The sequence below is a fragment of the Streptomyces sp. NPDC002004 genome, assembly GCF_053593975.1.
The window spans coordinates 40,945-59,409 of sequence record NZ_JBSFDP010000031.1 but is presented as its reverse complement, the minus strand read 5'-3'; the positions used below and the strand labels follow the sequence as shown (position 1 = coordinate 59,409).

The window sequence follows — 18,465 nt, the reverse complement described above, 5'->3', positions numbered from 1 at the left end:
CCTTGAGCCCGACCGGGGACGGTGCGTATTCCGGAAACGGATCTTCGCCCGGACGGTAACCTTGGTAGGTCTGGGTCAGCCCTACTCCCCCGTAAGTACGTACTCTCGCGAAGACTGGATGAACGACGATGCATCGGTACAGGTCCCACACCTGCGGCGAGCTCCGCGCCTCTGACGTCGGTTCCGACGTCCGGCTGAGCGGCTGGCTGCACAATCGCCGAGACCTGGGCGGCATCCTCTTCATCGATCTGCGCGACCACTACGGCATCACGCAGCTCGTCGCCCGCCCCGGCACCGCGGCCGCCGAGGTGCTGGACAAGCTCACCAAGGAGACGGTCGTCCGCGTCGACGGCAAGGTCGTCTCGCGCGGCACCGACAACGTCAACCCGGACCTGCCGACGGGCGAGATCGAGATCGAGGCCGCCGAGGTCGAGGTCCTGGGCGCGTCCCAGCAGATCCCCTTCACGATCAACGCGGAGGACGGGGTCAACGAGGAGAAGCGCCTCGAGTACCGCTTCCTGGACCTGCGCCGCGAGCGCATGCACCGCAACATCATGCTGCGCTCGGCCGTCATCTCCGCCATCCGTCACAAGATGACGGCCCTCGGCTTCAACGAGATGGCGACGCCGATCCTCAGCGCGACGTCCCCCGAGGGCGCCCGCGACTTCGTCGTGCCGTCCCGTCTGAACCCGGGCCGGTTCTACGCGCTCCCGCAGGCTCCGCAGCAGTTCAAGCAGCTGCTGATGATCTCGGGCTTCGACCGCTACTTCCAGATCGCGCCCTGCTTCCGCGACGAGGACGCCCGCGCGGACCGTTCGCCGGGCGAGTTCTACCAGCTCGACATCGAGATGTCCTTCGTCGAGCAGGAGGACGTCTTCCAGCCCGTCGAGAAGCTGATGACCGAGCTCTTCGAGGAGTTCGGCGGCGGCCGCCACGTCACCTCGCCGTTCCCGCGCATCCCGTTCCGCGAGGCGATGCTCAAGTACGGCTCCGACAAGCCGGACCTGCGCGCCCAGCTGGAGCTCGTGGACATCACGGACGTCTTCGAGTCCTCCGAGTTCAAGGCGTTCGCGGGCAAGCACGTGCGTGCCCTGCCGGTCCCGGCGGTCCAGGACCAGCCGCGCAAGTTCTTCGACCAGCTCGGTGAGTACGCGATCGAGCAGGGCGCCAAGGGCCTCGCCTGGGTGCGCGTCGGCGAGGACGGTTCGCTGACCGGCCCGATCGCCAAGTTCCTCACCGAGGAGAACCTCAAGGTCCTCACCGAGCGCCTCGGCCTGGAGGCCGGCCACGCCGTGTTCTTCGGGGCGGGCGAGTACGACGAGGTCTCGAAGATCATGGGCGCGGTGCGGGTCGAGGCCGCGAAGCGCTCGGGCAACTTCGAGGACGGCGTCTTCCGCTTCTGCTGGATCGTCGACTTCCCGATGTACGAGCGGGACGAGGAGACCGGCCGGATCGACTTCTCCCACAACCCGTTCTCGATGCCGCAGGGCGGCATGAAGGACCTCGAGGAGAAGGACCCGCTCGACATCCTGGGCTGGCAGTACGACATCGTCTGCAACGGCGTCGAGCTGTCCTCCGGCGCGATCCGGAACCACGAGCCCGACATCATGATCAAGGCCTTCGAGATCGCGGGCTACGACCGCGAGACCGTCGAGGAGCAGTTCGCGGGCATGCTGCGCGCGTTCCGCTTCGGCGCCCCGCCGCACGGCGGCATCGCCCCCGGCGTCGACCGCATCGTCATGCTCCTCGCGGACGAGCCCAACATCCGCGAGACGATCGCGTTCCCGCTGAACGGCAACGCCCAGGACCTGATGATGGGCGCGCCGACGGAGCTCGACGAGGCCCGCCTGAAGGAACTGCACCTGTCGGTGCGCAAGCCTCAGCCGAAGTAGTCCGCACGCACGAACGCGCAGTCCGCGCAGAAACACGGGAGGGCCCGGAACCGCATGGTTCCGGGCCCTCTCCCGTGGTCACCGCGCGCCCGCGGCCGGGTCGGCTCAGGTGTCGTACCGGCCGTCCCACGGGGCGCCGAAGCCCAGGCGCTCCGGGTAGAGCTCGGCCCAGTCCCCGTCGTCGCCGTCGGCGCCGTCTTCGTAGGCGTGCTCGGTGACCAGGCCGAAGCGCACACCGTCGACGGTGACCTGGAAGGGCCGGATCGCGATGTCCGTGTACGTCAGCCCCGGCAGGCCCGCCAGGAGCTTCGCCAGATGGGTCCCGGCCCGCGCGAGGACCGAGCCGTCGCCGTGCGGGTTGCGCTGCTGATCGGCCCAGGTGCCCGCGCACCAGATCTCCGAGTCGCGGTGCCGGCCGTCGGCGTCGAAGGTGTGGAGGATGGCGTAGAGGCGCTTGTGCTCCTCCCAGCCGTCGTCGGGCCGGTAGCCCTCGGGGAAGGCGTACGTGAGGGACGCCAGGAACTGCCCGTCCGCGTACCGCCCGATCGTCTCGGTGCGGTGGTCCGGTTCATGGGCGATCGGGATGACCTCGGGGACTGCCATGGCGGAAACCATACGGGTCGGCGAGAACATGTCAGTACCGGCCCCGTCGTGCGGACGCGACCGCGGGCCGCTCCCGGGGCCGGCCTGTGCGCGGGGCGCCCGCCGCGGGGAGCGCGGGACGCAAACGGGGCCCCGGGAACGTCAGTTCCCGAGGCCCCGGTCGATCAGGGGCGGACCGCTGCGCGGATCACTGCGGCTCGCCGCCGAAGCGCTCCTTGTACTCCTCCAGGTCCTCGTCCGAGATCTTGGCGAAGAGGACCGGCGGGACCGTGAAGGAGGTGCCGGCCGGGACGGAGTCCAGGGCGCGGGCCCGCTCCGGAGTCACCCAGGCGGCCGTGTCGTTCTCCAGGGCGAACGCCGAGCGCATCGCCTTCGCCGTCGCCGGGATGAACGGCTCCGAGACCACCGCGTAGAGGTGGATCAGGTTCATCGCCGTACGGAGCGTGAGGGCCGCGGCCTCCTGGTCCGTCTTGATCTCCAGCCAGGGAGCCTTCTCCTCCAGATAGGAGTTGCCCGCCGACCACAGGGCGCGCAGCGATGCGGCGGCCTTGCGGAACTGCAGGGTCTCCATGTGCGACTCGTACTCGGCCAGCAGCTCGGCGATCTGCTCGCCCAGCTTGGCCTCCGCGTCGCCGGCCGGCGCTCCGGCCGGGACGTCGTCGCCGAAGCGCTTGCGCGAGAAGGACAGGACGCGGTTGACGAAGTTGCCGAGCGTGTCCGCCAGGTCCTTGTTCACCGTGGCCGTGAAGTGCTCCCAGGTGAAGGACGAGTCGTCCGACTCGGGCGCGTTGGCCATCAGGAAGTAGCGCCAGTAGTCGGCGGGCAGGGTCTGGAGGGCCTGGTCGGTGAAGACGCCGCGCTTCTGCGAGGTGGAGAACTTGCCGCCGTAGTAGGTCAGCCAGTTGAAGGACTTGAGGTAGTCGACCTTCTTCCACGGCTCGCGCACGCCCAGCTCGGTGGCGGGGAACATCACCGAGTGGAACGGGACGTTGTCCTTGGCCATGAACTGGGTGTAGCGGACGTCGTCAGCGCCGTCCGGGCCGTACCACCAGGACTTCCAGTCGCGCACCTCGCCGTCCTGGGCCGCCTCCGACCACTCCTTCGTCGCTCCGATGTACTCGATCGGGGCGTCGAACCAGACGTAGAAGACCTTGCCCTCGGCGGCCAGTTCCGGCCAGGTGTCGGCCGGTACCGGCACACCCCAGTCCAGGTCGCGGGTGATCGCCCGGTCGTGCAGGCCCTCCGTCAGCCACTTGCGGGCGATGGAGGAGGCCAGGTGCGGCCACTCGTCGGCGACCTGGGCGATCCACTCCTCCACCTCGTGCTGCAGCTTCGACTGGAGCAGGAAGAGGTGCTTGGTCTCGCGGATCTCCAGGTCCGTCGAACCGGAGATCGCCGAGCGCGGGTCGATCAGGTCCGTCGGGTCCAGGACGCGGGTGCAGTTCTCGCACTGGTCGCCGCGCGCCTTGTCGTAACCGCAGTGCGGACAGGTGCCCTCCACGTAGCGGTCCGGCAGGAAGCGGCCGTCCACCGGCGAGTACACCTGGCGGATCGCACGCTCCTCGATGAAGCCGTTCTCGTTCAGCTTCCGGGCGAAGTGCTGCGTGATCTCCCGGTTCTGCGGGCTGGAGCTGCGACCGAAGTAGTCGAAGGCCAGCTCGAAGCCGTCGTAGACCGCCTTCTGCGCCTCGTGCGCCTGCGCACAGAACGCGTCGACCGAGAGGCCTGCCTCCTTGGCGGCGAGCTCGGCAGGGGTGCCGTGCTCGTCGGTCGCACAGATGTAGAGGACGTCGTGGCCGCGCTGGCGGAGGTACCGGGAGTACACGTCCGCCGGGAGCATGGACCCCACCATGTTGCCCAGGTGCTTGATCCCGTTGATGTACGGAAGGGCGCTGGTGATGAGGTGTCGAGCCATCGCGGGCTGCTCCCAAGTCGCTACGCGGGGTGACGATTCGGTCCGCCAGGGAGGACCGCCGACCGTCTACGAACCTTGAAATCGTAGCCGACACGACCCGGCCGCCCGCTTCCCGTTTTACGGACCGGGAAGGGGCGGCCGGGGGTGACGACCGGGTGATCGCGGGAAGCTACGGCCGCCAGGCGTCCAGCAGCCCGCGGTAGAGCTCCGTGTCGGTGAGCTCGCGGGGCGCCGGGCCGGCGTGGAAGAACGCGGCGTTCCCGGCCTTCAGCTTCCGCAGGTAGTCGAAGCCCTTCGCGTCCTCCTCGCCGAACGCGACGAACTGGAAGAACAGCGGGTGACGGCCGGCGTCGGCGAGCGCCTGCGTGGCGGCGCCCTTCACGTCCGGTGCCCCGTCGGTCTGGAACACGACCAGCGCCGGGCCCTCGGTCCCCGACTTCTCGTGGTGCGCGACGACCTCCTCGACGGCCCGGTGGTAGCCGGTCCGCCCCATGTGACCGAGCTCCGCGTGCAGCGTGTCGACGCGGCCCTCGTGGTCGTCGAGGGTCAGCTCGCCCGTGCCGTCGACATCGGTCGAGAAGAACACGACGTGGACCGTGGCCTCGGGGTCCAGGTGCGCCGCGAGGGCCAGTACCTGCTCGCCGAGCCCCTGGGCCGAGCCGTCCTTGTAGTACGGCCGCATCGACCCGGACCGGTCCAGCACCAGGTAGACCTTCGCCCGCGCCCCGGCCAGCCCCGCCTTCTTGAGCACGGCACCGGCCGCCTTGTACGGGCCGGCCAGCCCCGGTGCGCGGCTCTTCAGCCGGGCGAGCGAGAGGGCGGGCTTTCCGGCGGGGGCCGCCGGAGCGTCGGACGCCTCGGTCTCGTCCTGGGCGGCCGCGACGGGTTCCGGCACGTCGACGGGGTCGACGTCCTCGACCTGGACCTCGGGCTCGGGCTCGGCCTCGGTCTCGGCGACGGGGGCTTCGGGCTCGGGCTCGGTGGCGGGGGTCTCCGCCTCGGCGGCTGCGGCCTCGGGCGCGGCCTCGGTCTCGGCGGCGGCGGTGTCGGCGGGGGTCGTGGCCTCGGCCTCGGGCTCGGCGGGAGCCGGGGTGGCCTCGGGTTCGGCGACGGCCGCGGCGGGCTCGGGCTCGGCAGCGGGCTCGGGCTCGGCAGCGACCGCCTCGGCGGGGGCCGGGACGGGCTCTGCCTCGGCAACGGTCTCGGTCACCGTCCCGGCGTCGACGCCGGTCTCGGCCGCGGTCCCGGTCTCGACGATGGGCTCGGCCGCGGTCTCGGTCTCCCCGGCGGCCTCGCTCTCGTCCGCGGTCGTGCCCTCGGCCGGGGAAGCGATCCCGGTCTCGGACTCGGGAGCCTCGGCGGGAGCGTCCGCAGGGTCGGCCTCGGGGGCGTCCACGGCCTCCGTGGCGGCCTCGGGTGCAGGCTGTGCCTCCGGGGTCCCGGCCTCCGCGGACGCGTCGGCCTCGGCGGCCTCCGCCGTGGTCCGGGGCTCCTCGGGGGCGGCGTCGGCCGCGTGCTCACCCGGGGTGTCGGCCACCACCTCGTCCGCCGGCCGCGCAGGCCTGGGGACCGTCACGCGGTCGAAGGCCGCGGCCACCAGATCGTCCGCCGCCGAGGGCGAGGGCTCCGTGCTCGGTGCGGGCACGGCCGCCGTCTGTGCGGGGGCCTCCACGACGACGTCGGAATCCCCCCGCTCCACGGTCCCGGCTGCACCGGCACCGTCGAAGGACACCGGTGCCTCGGACTCGGCTGCGACGGAAGTGTCGGCGGGCGAGGAGGAGACCGACATATCGGCTTCCTTCCCCTTCCGTGACCGCCCGAACGCATCCCGCAGGCGACTAAGAATGCCCATGTGCGCAACCCTCCGCGTGAGTTGAATCCCGCCAATCCCTGGCCAGGGGGGACACGTAAGGTTAGCCGCCGCAACCCGCGATCTTGGGGAGGGTCGCCCGGTCCGCCCACCCCTTCGCGCCGGTGCGCTCCCCTTCCCGGTCAACTCCCTTGCGGATGCGTCGCCCTTGTACATGTGCCGGTGGGGGGCCACCCCCGAGCGCGGGCCCCCCACCGACGGCTCTACTGCGTCCAACTGCTGAGGGAACCGTCCCGGTGCAGCGCCACGTGCAGCCCGTTGTTCTGGCCGTAAACGGACTTGCCCTTCGCGACGAGGGTGTCGATCCGCACCCCGTGGGCGTAGATGTCGGCCTTGTACTCGTTCTTGCCCAACTGGTGGATCACCGCGGTCGAGCCGTCGACGAGCTTCACCTTCGCGACGAGGGCGGGCTTGCGGTGGTCCGGCACCGGCTTCGGCTGCGGCTTCGGCGTGAAGCGGCCCTCGACCCAGGAGCTGATCGAGCCGTCGGGATGCAGGGCGATGTGCAGGCCGTTGTTCTCGCCGTACGCGGACCTGCCCCGGGCGACGAGGGAGTCGAGCCGTGTGCCGTTCGCGTAGACGTCGGCCCGGTAGGAGTGCGGACCCAGCCGGTAGATCTTCGCCGTGGAGCTGTCGGCGAGCTTCACGGTGATCAGGTAGGCCCCACGCCAGGTCCGGTCGGCCTCGGCGCCGGGCCGGGAGGTCCGCGACTGCTGCGCGGCGGGGGCGGAGTCCGCGAAGGCCGCCGCGCTCGGAGCGGCGAGAGCGGCTATCGCTCCGGTGGCGATGGCGGCGGTGCGGATGATGCGTCGGGTGGCGCGCATGGCGGTAACGCTCCTCGTAGCTGGATGTCCGTCTTTATGCCTGTTTGGGCGGCGACGGAAATGAAGCTACGGGTGATGTGTGTGGGTTACCCATAGGGCGTGTAACAACGCGGCCCCTGTGGCGCGGCGACCCGGTAAACCGGGACGGAGCCGCAGGTCGGGGCAGGTCAGGGCCGGTCCTGGCCGAAGGTCCCGAGTTTCCGTGGGTCGTTGGTCCCGGACCCCTGCGGCCCCGCGGTGCCCCGTGGACCCGCAGCGCCGGGTCTCTCCGGCCCCGGGCCCTCCGACCTCGGTCCCGGACCATCCGTGCCGGAGGCCCCGCAGGCGTCGCCCGCCGCGGGCTCCCGCAGCCACTCCCGGTACGCGGGGGCCTGCCGCGCGGCCTCCCAGTACGCCTCCTCCAGCTCCCCGTACACGTCGTCCAGCCGCTCCGGCGTACGCGCCACGAGCAGCAGCCGTACGCCGAGGGGGTCGCCGTGCAGGGGGCGTATCGCCATGTCGGGGCGCCCGCGCGAGGTGGGCTGGCAGACCGTGACGACCTCGCCCGACGCGACGAGCGCGGCGGCCGTGAGGTAGTCGCCGTGCAGGACGCGCGGGCTCAGCCCTGCCGCGCGAAACACCCGGCCCAGCGCGTCCCACTCCCCGTCCACGGTGGGATCGATCATCCACCGGTCGTCCGCCAGATCGGTGAGCCGTACGACCCGCTGCCGTGCCGCGGGATGGTCGGCCGCCAGGGTGACGAACTGCGGTTCGCGGTCCACCAGTACGCGACGGCACAGCCCGGAGGGAAAGCGCAGCGGGCTGCCCTCCACCTCGTGCACGAACGCGACGTCGAGCTGGCCGGCAGCGACCATCCGCAGCAGCGCGTTCGCGGACACGTCCATCTGGAGCGTGGGTTCGGCGCCGGGCGGCCGGGCGCGCAGGCGGCGCAGCCAGCCCGGTATCGCGCGGCTGGCGGTGGAGCCGATGCGCAGCTGGGGCCCTTCGGCGGCGAGCGCGGCCGCGGCCCGGGTGTCGGCGACCAGGGCGCGCATCTCCTCGACCAGCGGGCGGGCGCGCCCGAGGAGCGTGCGGCCGAGCGGTGTGGGACGGCAGCCGGTGCGGTCGCGGAGGAAGAGCCGGCCGCCCACGGCCTGTTCGATCCGGCGCAGCTGTGTGCTCAACGAGGGCTGGGTCATACCGAGTTGACGGGCGGCTCGGTGCAGGCTGCCGGTGTCCGCGATGGCGCACAGCGCACGCAGGTGCCTCACCTCGAGCTCCATGGCCCCTGAGCCTAGGACGGGTGTGCGGGACCCACCAGCCTCCCAAACCCCTCCGGAACCAGACGAGTTGACACGTGATAGCTCCAGGCTATCGCCGTTTGCCATCATCCCGCTCGGCCCCGGGCTCCCCGACACTCACCGTACCGATCGGTCTTCCCCCACAACGGATCGACTAGGAGCCCCTTTTCATGAAGCCCCCCACATTCATGAAGTCCTCCGCAAGCCGTCGGCCGGGCAGGCGCGGCCTGTCCGCCGCGCTCGGCCTCGGCCTCGGCGTCGCCGCCCTGTCCCTGGGCGCGGCGGCGCCGGCCGCGACCGCACAGACACCGGCCCACACCGGCCCGTCGTACACGGCGTACGCAGGGTCCGCCGAGGAGGCCGCCGCGAACAAGGCCTTCTTCCGGGCCGTCGTGAAGTCGGTGGCCGAGAAGCGCGCCGCGCACCCGCACGCCGAGTCCGTCACGGTCACGTACGACGCCTCCGGCGCGCCCACCTTCCAGCAGCAGATAGCCAACAGCGCGCAGATCTGGAACGGCGCGGTGTCGAACGTGAAGCTCCAGGCGGGCTCCGGCGGAGCCGACTTCTCGTACCGCGAGGGCGACGACCCGCGCGGCTCGTACGCGTCGACCGACGGGCACGGCAAGGGCTACGTCTTCCTCGACTACGCGCAGAACAAGGAGTACGACTCGACGCGCGTCGCCGCACACGAGACCGGACACGTGCTGGGCCTCCCGGACCACTACGAGGGCCCGTGCAGCGAGCTGATGTCCGGCGGCGGCCCCGGCCCGTCCTGCACCAACGCCCAGCCGGACGCCAACGAGCGGGCCCGCGTGGACCAGCTGTGGGCCAACGGCCTCGCCAAGGCGCTCAAGCAGCTGAGGACGGCGCACGCCGTCCACTAGACCGACCGGGTCCGGCCTCCGGAGCGCGGGAACCTTCCGCCCGTCTCCGGGGCCGGTACCCCTCTCGACCGCCACCCCCCACTGTGCGGGCCGCCCCTCCCCGGGCGGCCCGCACCGGCATGTGCCGCGTCAGTGCGGGGACGCGACGGCCTGCGCCGCGTCCACCTCCTGCCGGAGCGGTTCGAGGACGCTGTCCGGCGGGCCGTCGGAGGGGGTGTGCGTCTGCGGTACGCCGCCGGCGCGCAGCTGGTCCGCGAGGGCCCGCAACTGCGCGGCGACCTGCCCCACTTCGGCGGGCTGCGGCGCCCCCGCACCGTGCTTGACGCGTACCCGGGCGCCGGTCGTCGCGTCGACGATGCGCTCGACGGCGACGACCAGCGGCCACCAGGCCGCGGCGTGGCGGCCGATGGGCGGCGGTTCGGTGAGGGCACGCTGGAAATCGGTGCGGATGACGGACAGATCGCGGTACAGGCGCCGGCGCATCCGGGCGCGGGCGGCGGGGTCGCCGGCCGGCCCGAAGGCGTACTCGACGTAGCGCGCGCTGTCCGTGACCGCGTCGGCGAGCCGGTCGCCGATCCGGGCGTGCCAGCTCTCCGGCCACAGCAGATAGCCCACCACCAGTGCGATCGCACAGCCCACCAGACTGTCGAGGAGCCGTGGCGCGAGCAGGCCGACGCCCTGGTGGTTGAGGATGTCCGAGAGCAGCAGGATCACCGGGGTGATGGTGGCGGTCTGATAGCCGTAGCCGCGTGGGGAGAGCGCCGGGATCAGCGGGGCGAGCAGCATCATGACCACCACGTCCCACCAGCCGCGCGGCACCGCCGTGAGCACCGCCGCGGCGAGTACGAGCCCGGCGACCGTGCCGAGTGCGCGCAGCAGCGCCCGTGAGAACACCGAGCCGAAGTCGGGCTTCATCACGAAGGTGATGGTCAGCGCGACCCAGTACGAGCGGGGCACGAGGACCAGCGACACCAGGGCCTGGGCGATGCCGATGCAGAGCGCGAGCCGCAGCCCGTAGCGCCAGGACGCCCCGGAGAGCAGGACGGCGCGGGCGGCGCGGCGGCACCGCACCCACAGGGCGGCGGGCCTGCCCAGCCGGTCGTCGATGTTCTGCGGGTCCGGATCACGGCCGGTGACGACGTCGGCGGCGTGGCGGAGGGCGTGGTCCACGGCGCGGAGTTCCGGGGTGGCCGGTTCGGTCGCGGGGAGCCGCAGGTCGAGGGCCCCCGCCCGGCCCGACACCACCACGTCGGCGAGGCTGCGGACCGCGGCAGGGATCTCCGCGGGCAGCGGGGCCCCGGCCTGGTGGGCCGCCGGGGCCGCCTCGATCACGGTCGTGATCGCGTTCAGCTGGGCGAGGAGCCGTACGAGGTCCGGGTTGCGGCCGTGCGCGCGGGCCCTGCGGGCCAGGACCAGGTCGTAGGACTGGTTGAGCGAGGTCGTCACGGCGCGCCGGGCGTCCTCGTAGGAGACGGCCTCCACCGGGGCAGGAGATTCCGGGGTGCCGGAGGGGCGGTGGCCCACGGTGGAGAGCAGATCGGCGGCCGTGCGGTACGTCGCCGCGACGGCCGAACGTTCCGGCACCCCGGAACGCAGCGGCCACGTCAGCAGGGCCAGGGCGAGTACGAGGAGGCCACCCCCGGCCATCAGGACCGGCGTCAGCCACCAGGGGCCGGGAAGCGGAAGGCCCGCGCCCACCACCGCGTTGAGCAGGAGCAGCAGGCCCGACACGGACGCGACCGCGCCGATCGTCGAGATCATGCCCGAGACCAGGGCGATCACGGTGACGACGGCGACCGTCAGCCAGCCGTGGCCGAAGGCGAGGGAGCCGAGGGTGACGCCGACGGCGCCGAAGAGCTGCGGTACGGCGATGTTGAGGATGCGCATCCGGTACGCGTCGGCGGTGTCGCCGATGACGCCGGAGAGGGCGCCCATGGAAGCCAGGGCTCCGTAGGCGGTGTATCCCGTGGCCAGGCCCGCTGCGAGCGGGAGCGCCATGGCCGCCGATGCGCGGGCGGCGGCGCCCCAGGGGACGGGCGCGGGTTGGGGTTTGAGCGTCCTGAGCAGCCAGTCGGGTGGGGACAGACGGGAAAGCTCACGGGACATGCGCCCATTATCGGCGCGTACGGGCCGGGGCGTCCGGGGCGTGCAGGGTGAGGTCGACGAGGACCGCGCGGTGGTCGGTGTCGGTGAGCTGCAGGAAGCGGACGGCTCGCGCCGAGAACACCCGGGACACCAGGACGTGGTCGATCTGGGTGCCGAGCGGGCTCGGCGCGTTCGAGGGCCAGCTCGGGGTGCGGGGCGAGCCGGCGAGACGGGCGCCGTCGTGCAGGCCGGTGTCGAGGATGCGGCGGAACGCCGCGTGGTCCTGGGAGGCGTTGAAGTCCCCGGCCAGGATCGTGGGGCGGTCGCCGTCCCCGTCCGCGAAGCGGCGCAGGCCGCCGAGTTCCGAGCGCCAGAGGGAGACCTGGCGCGGCAGGGGCGGCATCGGGTGGGCCAGCTGGAGCCGTACCGGGTGGCCCGCGACGTCGGCGACGGCTCCCGGCATCCCCATGGTGCCGGGGACACCGGCGGTCGGGGTGAGGCGGTACCGGCTGAGGATCACGGATCCCCCGGAGCCGGGGCGGTCGACGGTGCTGCGGTAGCGGTAGGTGTCCGCGGGCAGACGGTCCTGGAGCAGGGCGGCGCAGGCGGGGTCGCACTCCTCGACGAAGACCAGGTCTGGACGGTCGCGGCGGACGGCTGTCGCCAAGGCGGGGGCTCCGCGGCCGAACTGGACGTTCGACGCGAGGACGCGGAGCTCGGCCACCGGGGTGCCGTGGGGGTCGGCGACCCTGCCGTAGGGCTCGCCGTACCAGGCCAGGGCGGCCAGGGCGGCCAGGCCCCAGACGAGTCCGGTGCGCCATCGGGAGACGGCGGCGATGAGCAGGGCGCCGATGGTGGGGGCGGTCAACCAGGGCAGGAAGGCCAGTACCTGTGTGATCGGGGTGATCCCGTCGGTGTTCGCGGCTCGGCAGCCCACGACGAGGGTCACACCGGCGAACACCGTCCCGGCCGTCCATCGCCCCACGGTCACAGCCATCACCCCGTACCCCCGTCGCACCACACCACTGCCCGAATCCTCCCCCAACGCACCGTCCGCCGTCCCCTCTTCCTCACAGTGCGTGCCGCTGCGTGCCGCTGCGCGGTGCGCGCTCAGGCCGTCATGGGTGAGCGCCGCGTCCGGCCTGCGGCGCTCGGGCGGTGCGCCTTCCTTGTGGTGGGTCGGGGGCGCGTGCGGTGTGCGGTGCCTGGGCGGGTGCGCCGTCTGTGCGTGGTGGGTCGGGTGCGTGGGCGGCCTGCGGTGCTTGGGCGGTGCGCCTCGCCTCGTGGTGGGTCGGGTGCGCGCCGGGACCTCCGTCCTCGGACCGGCGCGCACCCGTCACATGTTCAGCCACTCGGCACTTGCGCGCCGGCCGCTGCGGGCGGAGGTCCCGCCACGCCCCCTCCGGCCAGTTCGGCGGCTGTCCCGACCTGGCGGGTTCGCTGATTCACGGCGGCTTCACTGCTGCCGCTGTGGGCAATCGTTCCTCCCCCAGTGCCTCAAGGGCCTGGGCGGTACCCCCAGGGGCGATGGGGGCACAGTCGAGAGCTTGGGGGAAGGTGGGCACAGCCCCCGGTACCGGGTCCCGCGTGCGACGTGCTGTGGTGCCCGGGGGGCTGCCTGGTGGTGCCCGGAGGGGCGGAGGTGCCGGTGCCCGGGGCTACCGCGTGCAGGTGGTGCCCCGAGTGCCGTGTGGGGGTGTAGATGCCGGGCAACCGGTGTGGGGGAACCCGGTCGGGGTCACGGTTCGAGCGTGTGGAGGAAGGCGGCCAGGGCCTGGTTGAAGGCCTGGGGGCGTTCGAGGTTGGGCATGTGGGCCGCGCCGGCGACCACGTGCAGCGTGGAGCAGGGGAGGGCCGCATGGAGGGCCTCGGCATCGGAGACGGGCGTGTACGAGTCGTCCGCGCCGACGACGACGAGGGCCGGCACCGTGACCCGGGTCAACAGCTCCCGGTAGTCGGGCCGTTCGGCCCGCCCCCGCAGGGCAGCCGCCGCTCCCTCCGGCGCCGTACCCGTCATCATGCGGTGGACGTGCGCCGCCACATCCGGGTCGGCGTCCGGCGCCACCATCCTGTGCAGCACCTCGTCGGCGTACCCCCGCATCCCTTCCCGCAGCAGCCGGTCCGCCGTCTCGTTGCGCTGCTTCTTCCCCTCCTCCGTCTCGGCGGCCGCGAACGTGTCGGCGAGGACCAGCCCCCGGATCCGCTCCCCGAACAGCCGGTAGCACTCCATGACGATCTGACCGCCCATGGAGAGACCGCCGAGCACGAAGCGCTCCACGCCCAGTTCGTCGAGGAGTTCGGCGATGTCCTCGGCGAAGACCGACAGGGGGACGACGCCCGGGGTCACCGGCGACCCGCCGTACCCGCGCAGATCCGGGGTGATCACACGGTGCGTCGACGCGAAGGCCGCGACCTGCGGCGCCCACATCGTGCGGTCGAAGGGATGGCCGTGGACCAGGACGAGAGGCGTTCCCGCGCCGTCGTCCCCGTAGGAGAGGAAGGTCATGTGCGTGAGCCTAGGAGCGGTGAACTTCTCGGTGCAATAAGATCTTTGCCCTCGGTGCAATCCCGTGGGCGGGCCGAGCGGAGGGGGAGGTCATGGACGACTACCGGCGGATCGCCGACCGCGTCGCCGCGGACATAGCGTCGGGGCGGCTGAAGCCGGGCGACCGGCTGCCTCCGCAGCGTCTCTTCGCCCGGCGCCGTCACATCGCCGCGTCGACCGCCGGGCGCGTCTACGCCGAACTCGTGCGCCGCGGACTGGTCGTGGGTGAGGTCGGCCGCGGCACCTTCGTCCGGGCCGGCGCCCCGCCGACCGGTCGCGCTCTCGCCGAGCCCGCGACCACGGCGCGGATCAACCTGGAACTGAACTACCCGTCGGTGGAGGGCCAGTCCGAACTGCTCGCGGCCGGGCTCGCCCCCCTGCTGCGCCCCGACGTCCTCGCCGAGGCCACCCGTACCGGCCCCGCCGCCGGCACGCCCGTTGCGCGCGAGGCCGCGGCGTCGCTCCTGGCCGTGCCGGGCTGGCGCCCCGCCTCCGACCGGGTCCTGTTCGCAGGGAACGCCCGCCAGGCCATCGCCGGTGCCCTCGCCGCCCTCGCCCGTCCGGGCGCCCGCGTCGCCGTGGAGTCGCTGACGTATCCCCTGGTCAAGGACATCGCCCGGCGGCTGAGTATCGTCCTCGTCCCCGTCGCGACGGACGCGCGGGGACTCAGGCCGGACGCGCTCGCCGCCGCCCACCGCGGTACGCCGCTCAGTGCGGTGTACGTACAGCCGACCCTGCACAACCCGACGTCCGTGACGATGGACGGTGAGCGGATGCGGGAACTGGCCGCGTGCGTGCGCGAGCTGGACCTGCCCGTCGTCGAGGACCGCATCTGGGCGTTCCTCCGGCCGCACGGCGCGGGGTCCGCGCCGTTCGCCGCCCATGCCCCCGAGCGCACCCACCTCGTCGACGGGCTGTCGAAGCGGGTCGCCCCGGGGCTGACCGTCGGATTCCTCGTCACGCCCGAGTCGGCCGTCGAGCCGGTCGCCGCGGTGCTGCGGTCCGGGGGGTGGACGGCGCCGCGGTTCGCGCTGGAGGCGGCCGTGCGGTGGATCGAGGACGGGACCGTGGCCAGGCTGGTGGACGCCAAGCGGAAGGACGCGGCGGCCCGGCAGCGGATCGTCGGGCGGGAGCTGGCCGGTTTCACGGTGGACGCCGCACCGTACGCCTACTTCGCCTGGTGGCGGCTGCCCGCGCCCTGGCGGGCGGACACCTTCACGGCCGCGGCGGCCGCACACGGGATCGCCGTCACGCCGGGACCGGCCTTCGCGGCCGGACCGGGCCCGGGGAAGGACCACGCCACCGTGGACGCGGTCAGGCTCGGACTCGCGTCTGCGAGTCCACCGGAGCTGACCTCCGCGCTGCGGACGCTCGCCGCCGTCGCCGCAGCCGGCCCGTGAGCCAGGCGCCGCCCGCCACCGCAAGGCCCAGCGCGATGATGATCCACACGGCGGTGCGCAGGGAGTCCGTGAGCGCGTCGTAGACGGCGCCCGCGGCGTCCCGCGACACGTCCGGGGGCAGGTCGTCGAGGGTGAGCGTGCGGCCCACGGCGATGGCGACGCCGAGCGAGGCGCCGGCCAGGGCGACCCCCAGGGCGGTCGCCGCGACCGCCCTGCGCCGCCCCATCGAGAGCAGGATCCCCCCGACGGCGAGCAGAACGGTCCCCAGGGGAAGCCAGAAGCCCATCAGCTGGAACACGTGGAATCCCTTCCGGACCTTCGCGAGGTCCGTGGCCCGCACCACGGTGACGTTGTTGTGGGTGACGGGGATGCGGTCCGCGAAGGCCACGCCGTCCGTCGTGAGCTGCTGTTTGACCTGCTGGAGGATGGGCGCAAGATCGATGGTCACGGCGCTGGCGCTGTCGCTCCGGACGGCTTCCATCACCGCGTCGTGTGCGGCCTCGTTCGCCGTGTTCCAGGCCGCCCGGAAGGCCGGTGTGTCGGTGAAGGACCGCACCGCGTCGTGCACGAACGCGCGCACCTTGCTGCGCATCGGCCCCGACGGTCCGGTCTCGGAGGTGTCGATCTCCTGCATGATCGCGTCGGTGACGTCGCCCGCGACCGCGTCCTGCACCGGCGGGTCCGACGCCAGCGGTGCCATCGTCACGACGTACGGTCCGGTGTCGCCGATGTCGTACGTGGCCCAGGCGGAGAGGGCCGCCGGGGGCACCAGGACGCATGCGGCGGTGAGCAGCACCGCCGACACGACGCTCCGGACACGAGGGGACACCCTTCAGGCATAACCCGGTCCAGGCCCGGAACCACGGGGCCGTGGAGCGCTCGGGTGGTACGTTCCGCCGATCAGGTGTTACCTGGTGTGAGGGGAGAAACCGGAAACCCCGGGGCAAAGGAGACCGAAATATGCGCAGGAAACCGGTCATGCGAACCCTGGCCGCCGCCCTTCTCACCGGCGGCGTAATCGTGGGCATGGGAGCCGTCGCAAGCCCGGCCTCAGCCGCGACGACCACGAACGGCGTCGCCTCGCTGTCGCACACCAGCCTGGCGAACGGCGGCGGCGGCGGCGGATGCCGCCTGGGTGTGGGCTTCAACCGAGGCTTCAACCCGTACTGCGGGTTCGGGTTCGGGTACCCGTTCGGTGTCGGCGGAGTCGGCGGAGTCGGCGGTGTCGCCGGAGTCAACGGGTTCTACCCCTACGGCGGCTACCCCTACAACAACACCCCCGTCGTCGTGATCGTCCGCTGACGCGCCCACGGCGCCGAACGGACCGACAGGAGGACAGAGCGAGAAAGGCCGCCGCGCCGCAGCGTGGCGGCCTTTCGCCGGTGAGGTGACGTCCCACCGGGTGCGGAGCCGGCGGGACTGACCGCGGGTCAGTCCTCCGTCGTGTAGTACCGGTAGAACATCGTCACGAAGACGCCGGCCGCGACGGCGAGACCGAGATAGACGGAGTAGAGCACCGTCTTGCCGGACAGGCTGACCAGGAAGCCGAGCGCGATGCCGCCGAACGCCGCCCAGGCGGCCGCCCGCAGTTCGCGCGGCAGATGCGCGTGTGCCCGGTGGAGGGCGTACCACAGGCCCGCGAAGACGATGCCCGACACGAAGCCGAGAAGGATGTTGCCGGGGGTGACGTCACCACCGTCGCGAGCATTGCCGGAAGTCCAGAATCCGTAGACGATGCCGAGCACCACCGGTACCCAGATCCCCGCGGGGATCGTCGGGTGGCCTGCCCTGGCCCGTGTCGTGGGTGCCGCGTGAGCCATGAGGTAACTCCTCTCTGCCCGCCCCCGCTTCCAGAGCACACCCGCAGGGCGACCCCTGGCAAGTCGGCCGCGGCCCAAGGGCTCCCCGCGTCCGCATGGCCGCCGCTCCGGCGATGCGACCGCAGCGCCCTCGTGCTTGGCTAGGACCCGTGATCAGCCTCGGGCCGCGCCCCGGCGTGCCCCTCGACCTCGACGGGCCGGCCGACCCGCCGACGCGGCAGAACGTGCTCAGGATCCGTGGCCACAGCTTCGCCTGGGTCCTTCCGCTGCTGCTGCTCGTGCTGATCCTGTTCGTCGACTGGACCACCGAGGGCCACTTCGGGGTGATCCTGTGGATCGTCGTCGTGCCCGGGATCGCGGCCGCCATCTGCGACGTGTGGACGACGGCGGCCTTCGCGACGGTGTCGCTGCTGGCGTTCGTCGAGGAGGACCGGGCCTGGGCGAAGCAGTACCAGACGGGACTGCCCTTCTTCATCCTCGTCGCGATCGGCGGCATGCTCGCGACGGTGGCCTGCGGGCTGCGGGTCCGCGACGAACGCCGCAGCCGGCACATGCAGAACGTCGCCGACACGACCCGCCGTACGGTGCTGCGTCCGCTGCCGGCGCGCTTCGGCGGCCTCGACCACGCCGCCGTGTATCTCGCGGCGGACAGCGCTGCGCGCGTGGGCGGGGACTTCTACGACATCCAGCCCAGCCCGTACGGCACGCGCGTCCTGCTCGGCGACGTCCAGGGCAAGGGCCTCGGCGCGGTGGAGGCGGCGGCGGCGCTGCTGGGCACCTTCCGCGAGGCGGCCCACTTCCATGCGGACCTGAGGCTGGTCGCGGAGCGGCTGGAGACCCGGATGCGCCGGCACCGCGCCTACTGCAGGGCCATCGGGCGTGACGAGGGCGACCGGTTCGCGACGGCGGTGCTTGTCGGCTTCCCCGAGCCGACCCCGACCGGGCTCGACCACTGGATCGACCTGATCAACTTCGGCCATGAACCGCCCCTGGTCGTGGGCCCCGACGGTGTCCGCGTGCTGCCGCCCGGCGACGCCCTCCCGCTCGGCCTCGCCGACCTGGGCGGCCCGCTTCCGGACCCCCGCCGGGTGCGGCTGTCACCGGAGGAGACCCTGCTGCTGGTCACGGACGGCGTGACGGAGGCGCGGAACGCCGCCGGGGCGTTCTTCCCGCTGCACGCCCGGCTGGTCCAGGTGGTCGCCGAGGACCCGCTGGCGGCCCAGCCGGCCCATCTCGTCCGTCTCGTCCGTGACGGCACGCTGGCCCACAGCGGCGGGCATCTGGCGGACGACACCACGGTGTTCGCGGTGCGGGCGCGCCTGATGTGAGGCGCTGCGGCGGGCCGGC

At 72.6% G+C, this 18,465-nt stretch carries 15 protein-coding genes; 5 read left to right on the top strand and 10 right to left on the bottom strand.

The window, feature by feature from the left end; translation table 11 throughout:
• Positions 1-128: 128 nt before the first annotated feature.
• Positions 129-1,892, top strand: coding sequence for an aspartate--tRNA ligase (gene aspS, locus ACWCP6_RS30280; protein WP_450935770.1), 1,764 nt, complete (start codon positions 129-131; stop codon positions 1,890-1,892).
• Between the two features lie 105 nt (positions 1,893-1,997).
• On the opposite strand, the gene ACWCP6_RS30275 is transcribed toward aspS, so the two are convergent.
• From ACWCP6_RS30275 to ACWCP6_RS30255, 5 genes are all read right to left on the bottom strand, one after another.
• Entirely contained in the window at positions 1,998-2,495 is a 498-nt protein-coding gene (locus ACWCP6_RS30275; RefSeq protein ID WP_450935769.1) for a hypothetical protein, read from the bottom strand.
• 187 nt (positions 2,496-2,682) lie between these two features.
• Entirely contained in the window at positions 2,683-4,410 is a 1,728-nt protein-coding gene (gene metG, locus ACWCP6_RS30270; protein ID WP_450935768.1) for a methionine--tRNA ligase, read from the bottom strand.
• 169 nt (positions 4,411-4,579) lie between these two features.
• Positions 4,580-6,199: a VWA domain-containing protein gene (locus ACWCP6_RS30265; protein ID WP_450935767.1), complete on the bottom strand. Its 1,620-nt coding sequence runs from the start codon at positions 6,197-6,199 to the stop codon at positions 4,580-4,582.
• A gap of 284 nt (positions 6,200-6,483) precedes the next feature.
• The gene (locus tag ACWCP6_RS30260) at positions 6,484-7,104 is read right to left on the bottom strand and encodes a hypothetical protein (protein WP_450935766.1); all 621 of its coding nucleotides are present in this window, start codon (positions 7,102-7,104) and stop codon (positions 6,484-6,486) included.
• A gap of 167 nt (positions 7,105-7,271) precedes the next feature.
• A complete protein-coding gene (locus tag ACWCP6_RS30255; RefSeq protein ID WP_450935765.1) occupies positions 7,272-8,366 on the bottom strand; it encodes a LysR family transcriptional regulator in 1,095 nt (364 codons plus the stop codon).
• A gap of 206 nt (positions 8,367-8,572) precedes the next feature.
• On the opposite strand from ACWCP6_RS30255, the gene snpA reads away from it, so the two are divergent.
• Positions 8,573-9,268, top strand: coding sequence for a snapalysin (gene snpA / locus ACWCP6_RS30250; RefSeq protein WP_450935792.1), 696 nt, complete (start codon positions 8,573-8,575; stop codon positions 9,266-9,268).
• A 129-nt stretch (positions 9,269-9,397) separates the two neighbouring features.
• On the opposite strand, the gene ACWCP6_RS30245 is transcribed toward snpA, so the two are convergent.
• The 3 genes from ACWCP6_RS30245 to ACWCP6_RS30235 form a co-directional block, all read right to left on the bottom strand.
• Positions 9,398-11,374, bottom strand: coding sequence for an FUSC family protein (locus tag ACWCP6_RS30245; protein ID WP_450935764.1), 1,977 nt, complete (start codon positions 11,372-11,374; stop codon positions 9,398-9,400).
• Between the two features lie 7 nt (positions 11,375-11,381).
• Positions 11,382-12,350, bottom strand: coding sequence for an endonuclease/exonuclease/phosphatase family protein (locus ACWCP6_RS30240; RefSeq protein ID WP_450935763.1), 969 nt, complete (start codon positions 12,348-12,350; stop codon positions 11,382-11,384).
• Between the two features lie 741 nt (positions 12,351-13,091).
• The gene (locus ACWCP6_RS30235; protein ID WP_450935762.1) at positions 13,092-13,859 is read right to left on the bottom strand and encodes an alpha/beta fold hydrolase; all 768 of its coding nucleotides are present in this window, start codon (positions 13,857-13,859) and stop codon (positions 13,092-13,094) included.
• A 92-nt stretch (positions 13,860-13,951) separates the two neighbouring features.
• Here ACWCP6_RS30235 and ACWCP6_RS30230 point away from each other — a divergent pair, with 92 nt between their 5' ends.
• The gene (locus tag ACWCP6_RS30230) at positions 13,952-15,298 is read left to right on the top strand and encodes an aminotransferase-like domain-containing protein (RefSeq protein ID WP_450935761.1); all 1,347 of its coding nucleotides are present in this window, start codon (positions 13,952-13,954) and stop codon (positions 15,296-15,298) included.
• Here the strand turns inward: ACWCP6_RS30230 and ACWCP6_RS30225 are convergent.
• Positions 15,213-16,127, bottom strand: a complete 915-nt coding sequence (locus ACWCP6_RS30225) for a hypothetical protein (protein ID WP_450935760.1) — start codon at positions 16,125-16,127, stop codon at positions 15,213-15,215. The genes ACWCP6_RS30230 and ACWCP6_RS30225 overlap by 86 nt on opposite strands.
• 131 nt (positions 16,128-16,258) lie before the next feature.
• On the opposite strand from ACWCP6_RS30225, the gene ACWCP6_RS30220 reads away from it, so the two are divergent.
• Positions 16,259-16,600 (top strand): hypothetical protein, encoded by a 342-nt coding sequence (locus tag ACWCP6_RS30220; RefSeq protein ID WP_450935759.1) that lies wholly within the window; start codon positions 16,259-16,261, stop codon positions 16,598-16,600.
• Between the two features lie 128 nt (positions 16,601-16,728).
• Here the strand turns inward: ACWCP6_RS30220 and ACWCP6_RS30215 are convergent, their stop codons facing one another.
• The gene (locus ACWCP6_RS30215; protein ID WP_450935758.1) at positions 16,729-17,118 is read right to left on the bottom strand and encodes a hypothetical protein; all 390 of its coding nucleotides are present in this window, start codon (positions 17,116-17,118) and stop codon (positions 16,729-16,731) included.
• 113 nt (positions 17,119-17,231) lie between these two features.
• Here ACWCP6_RS30215 and ACWCP6_RS30210 point away from each other — a divergent pair, with 113 nt between their 5' ends.
• Entirely contained in the window at positions 17,232-18,446 is a 1,215-nt protein-coding gene (locus tag ACWCP6_RS30210) for a PP2C family protein-serine/threonine phosphatase (RefSeq protein ID WP_450935791.1), read from the top strand.
• Positions 18,447-18,465: the final 19 nt, after the last annotated feature.

Bases quoted from the DNA above. Each gene is read 5' to 3' on its own strand.
- aspS (WP_450935770.1), top strand. From the start codon at position 129: ATGCATCGGTACAGGTCCCACACCTGCGGCGAGCTCCGCGCCTCTGAC.
- ACWCP6_RS30275 (WP_450935769.1), bottom strand. From the start codon at position 2,495: ATGGCAGTCCCCGAGGTCATCCCGATCGCCCATGAACCGGACCACCGC.
- metG (WP_450935768.1), bottom strand. From the start codon at position 4,410: ATGGCTCGACACCTCATCACCAGCGCCCTTCCGTACATCAACGGGATC.
- ACWCP6_RS30265 (WP_450935767.1), bottom strand. From the start codon at position 6,199: ATGTCGGTCTCCTCCTCGCCCGCCGACACTTCCGTCGCAGCCGAGTCC.
- ACWCP6_RS30260 (WP_450935766.1), bottom strand. From the start codon at position 7,104: ATGCGCGCCACCCGACGCATCATCCGCACCGCCGCCATCGCCACCGGA.
- ACWCP6_RS30255 (WP_450935765.1), bottom strand. From the start codon at position 8,366: ATGGAGCTCGAGGTGAGGCACCTGCGTGCGCTGTGCGCCATCGCGGAC.
- snpA (WP_450935792.1), top strand. From the start codon at position 8,573: ATGAAGTCCTCCGCAAGCCGTCGGCCGGGCAGGCGCGGCCTGTCCGCC.
- ACWCP6_RS30245 (WP_450935764.1), bottom strand. From the start codon at position 11,374: ATGTCCCGTGAGCTTTCCCGTCTGTCCCCACCCGACTGGCTGCTCAGG.
- ACWCP6_RS30240 (WP_450935763.1), bottom strand. From the start codon at position 12,350: ATGGCTGTGACCGTGGGGCGATGGACGGCCGGGACGGTGTTCGCCGGT.
- ACWCP6_RS30235 (WP_450935762.1), bottom strand. From the start codon at position 13,859: ATGACCTTCCTCTCCTACGGGGACGACGGCGCGGGAACGCCTCTCGTC.
- ACWCP6_RS30230 (WP_450935761.1), top strand. From the start codon at position 13,952: ATGGACGACTACCGGCGGATCGCCGACCGCGTCGCCGCGGACATAGCG.
- ACWCP6_RS30220 (WP_450935759.1), top strand. From the start codon at position 16,259: ATGCGCAGGAAACCGGTCATGCGAACCCTGGCCGCCGCCCTTCTCACC.
- ACWCP6_RS30215 (WP_450935758.1), bottom strand. From the start codon at position 17,118: ATGGCTCACGCGGCACCCACGACACGGGCCAGGGCAGGCCACCCGACG.
- ACWCP6_RS30210 (WP_450935791.1), top strand. From the start codon at position 17,232: ATGCGACCGCAGCGCCCTCGTGCTTGGCTAGGACCCGTGATCAGCCTC.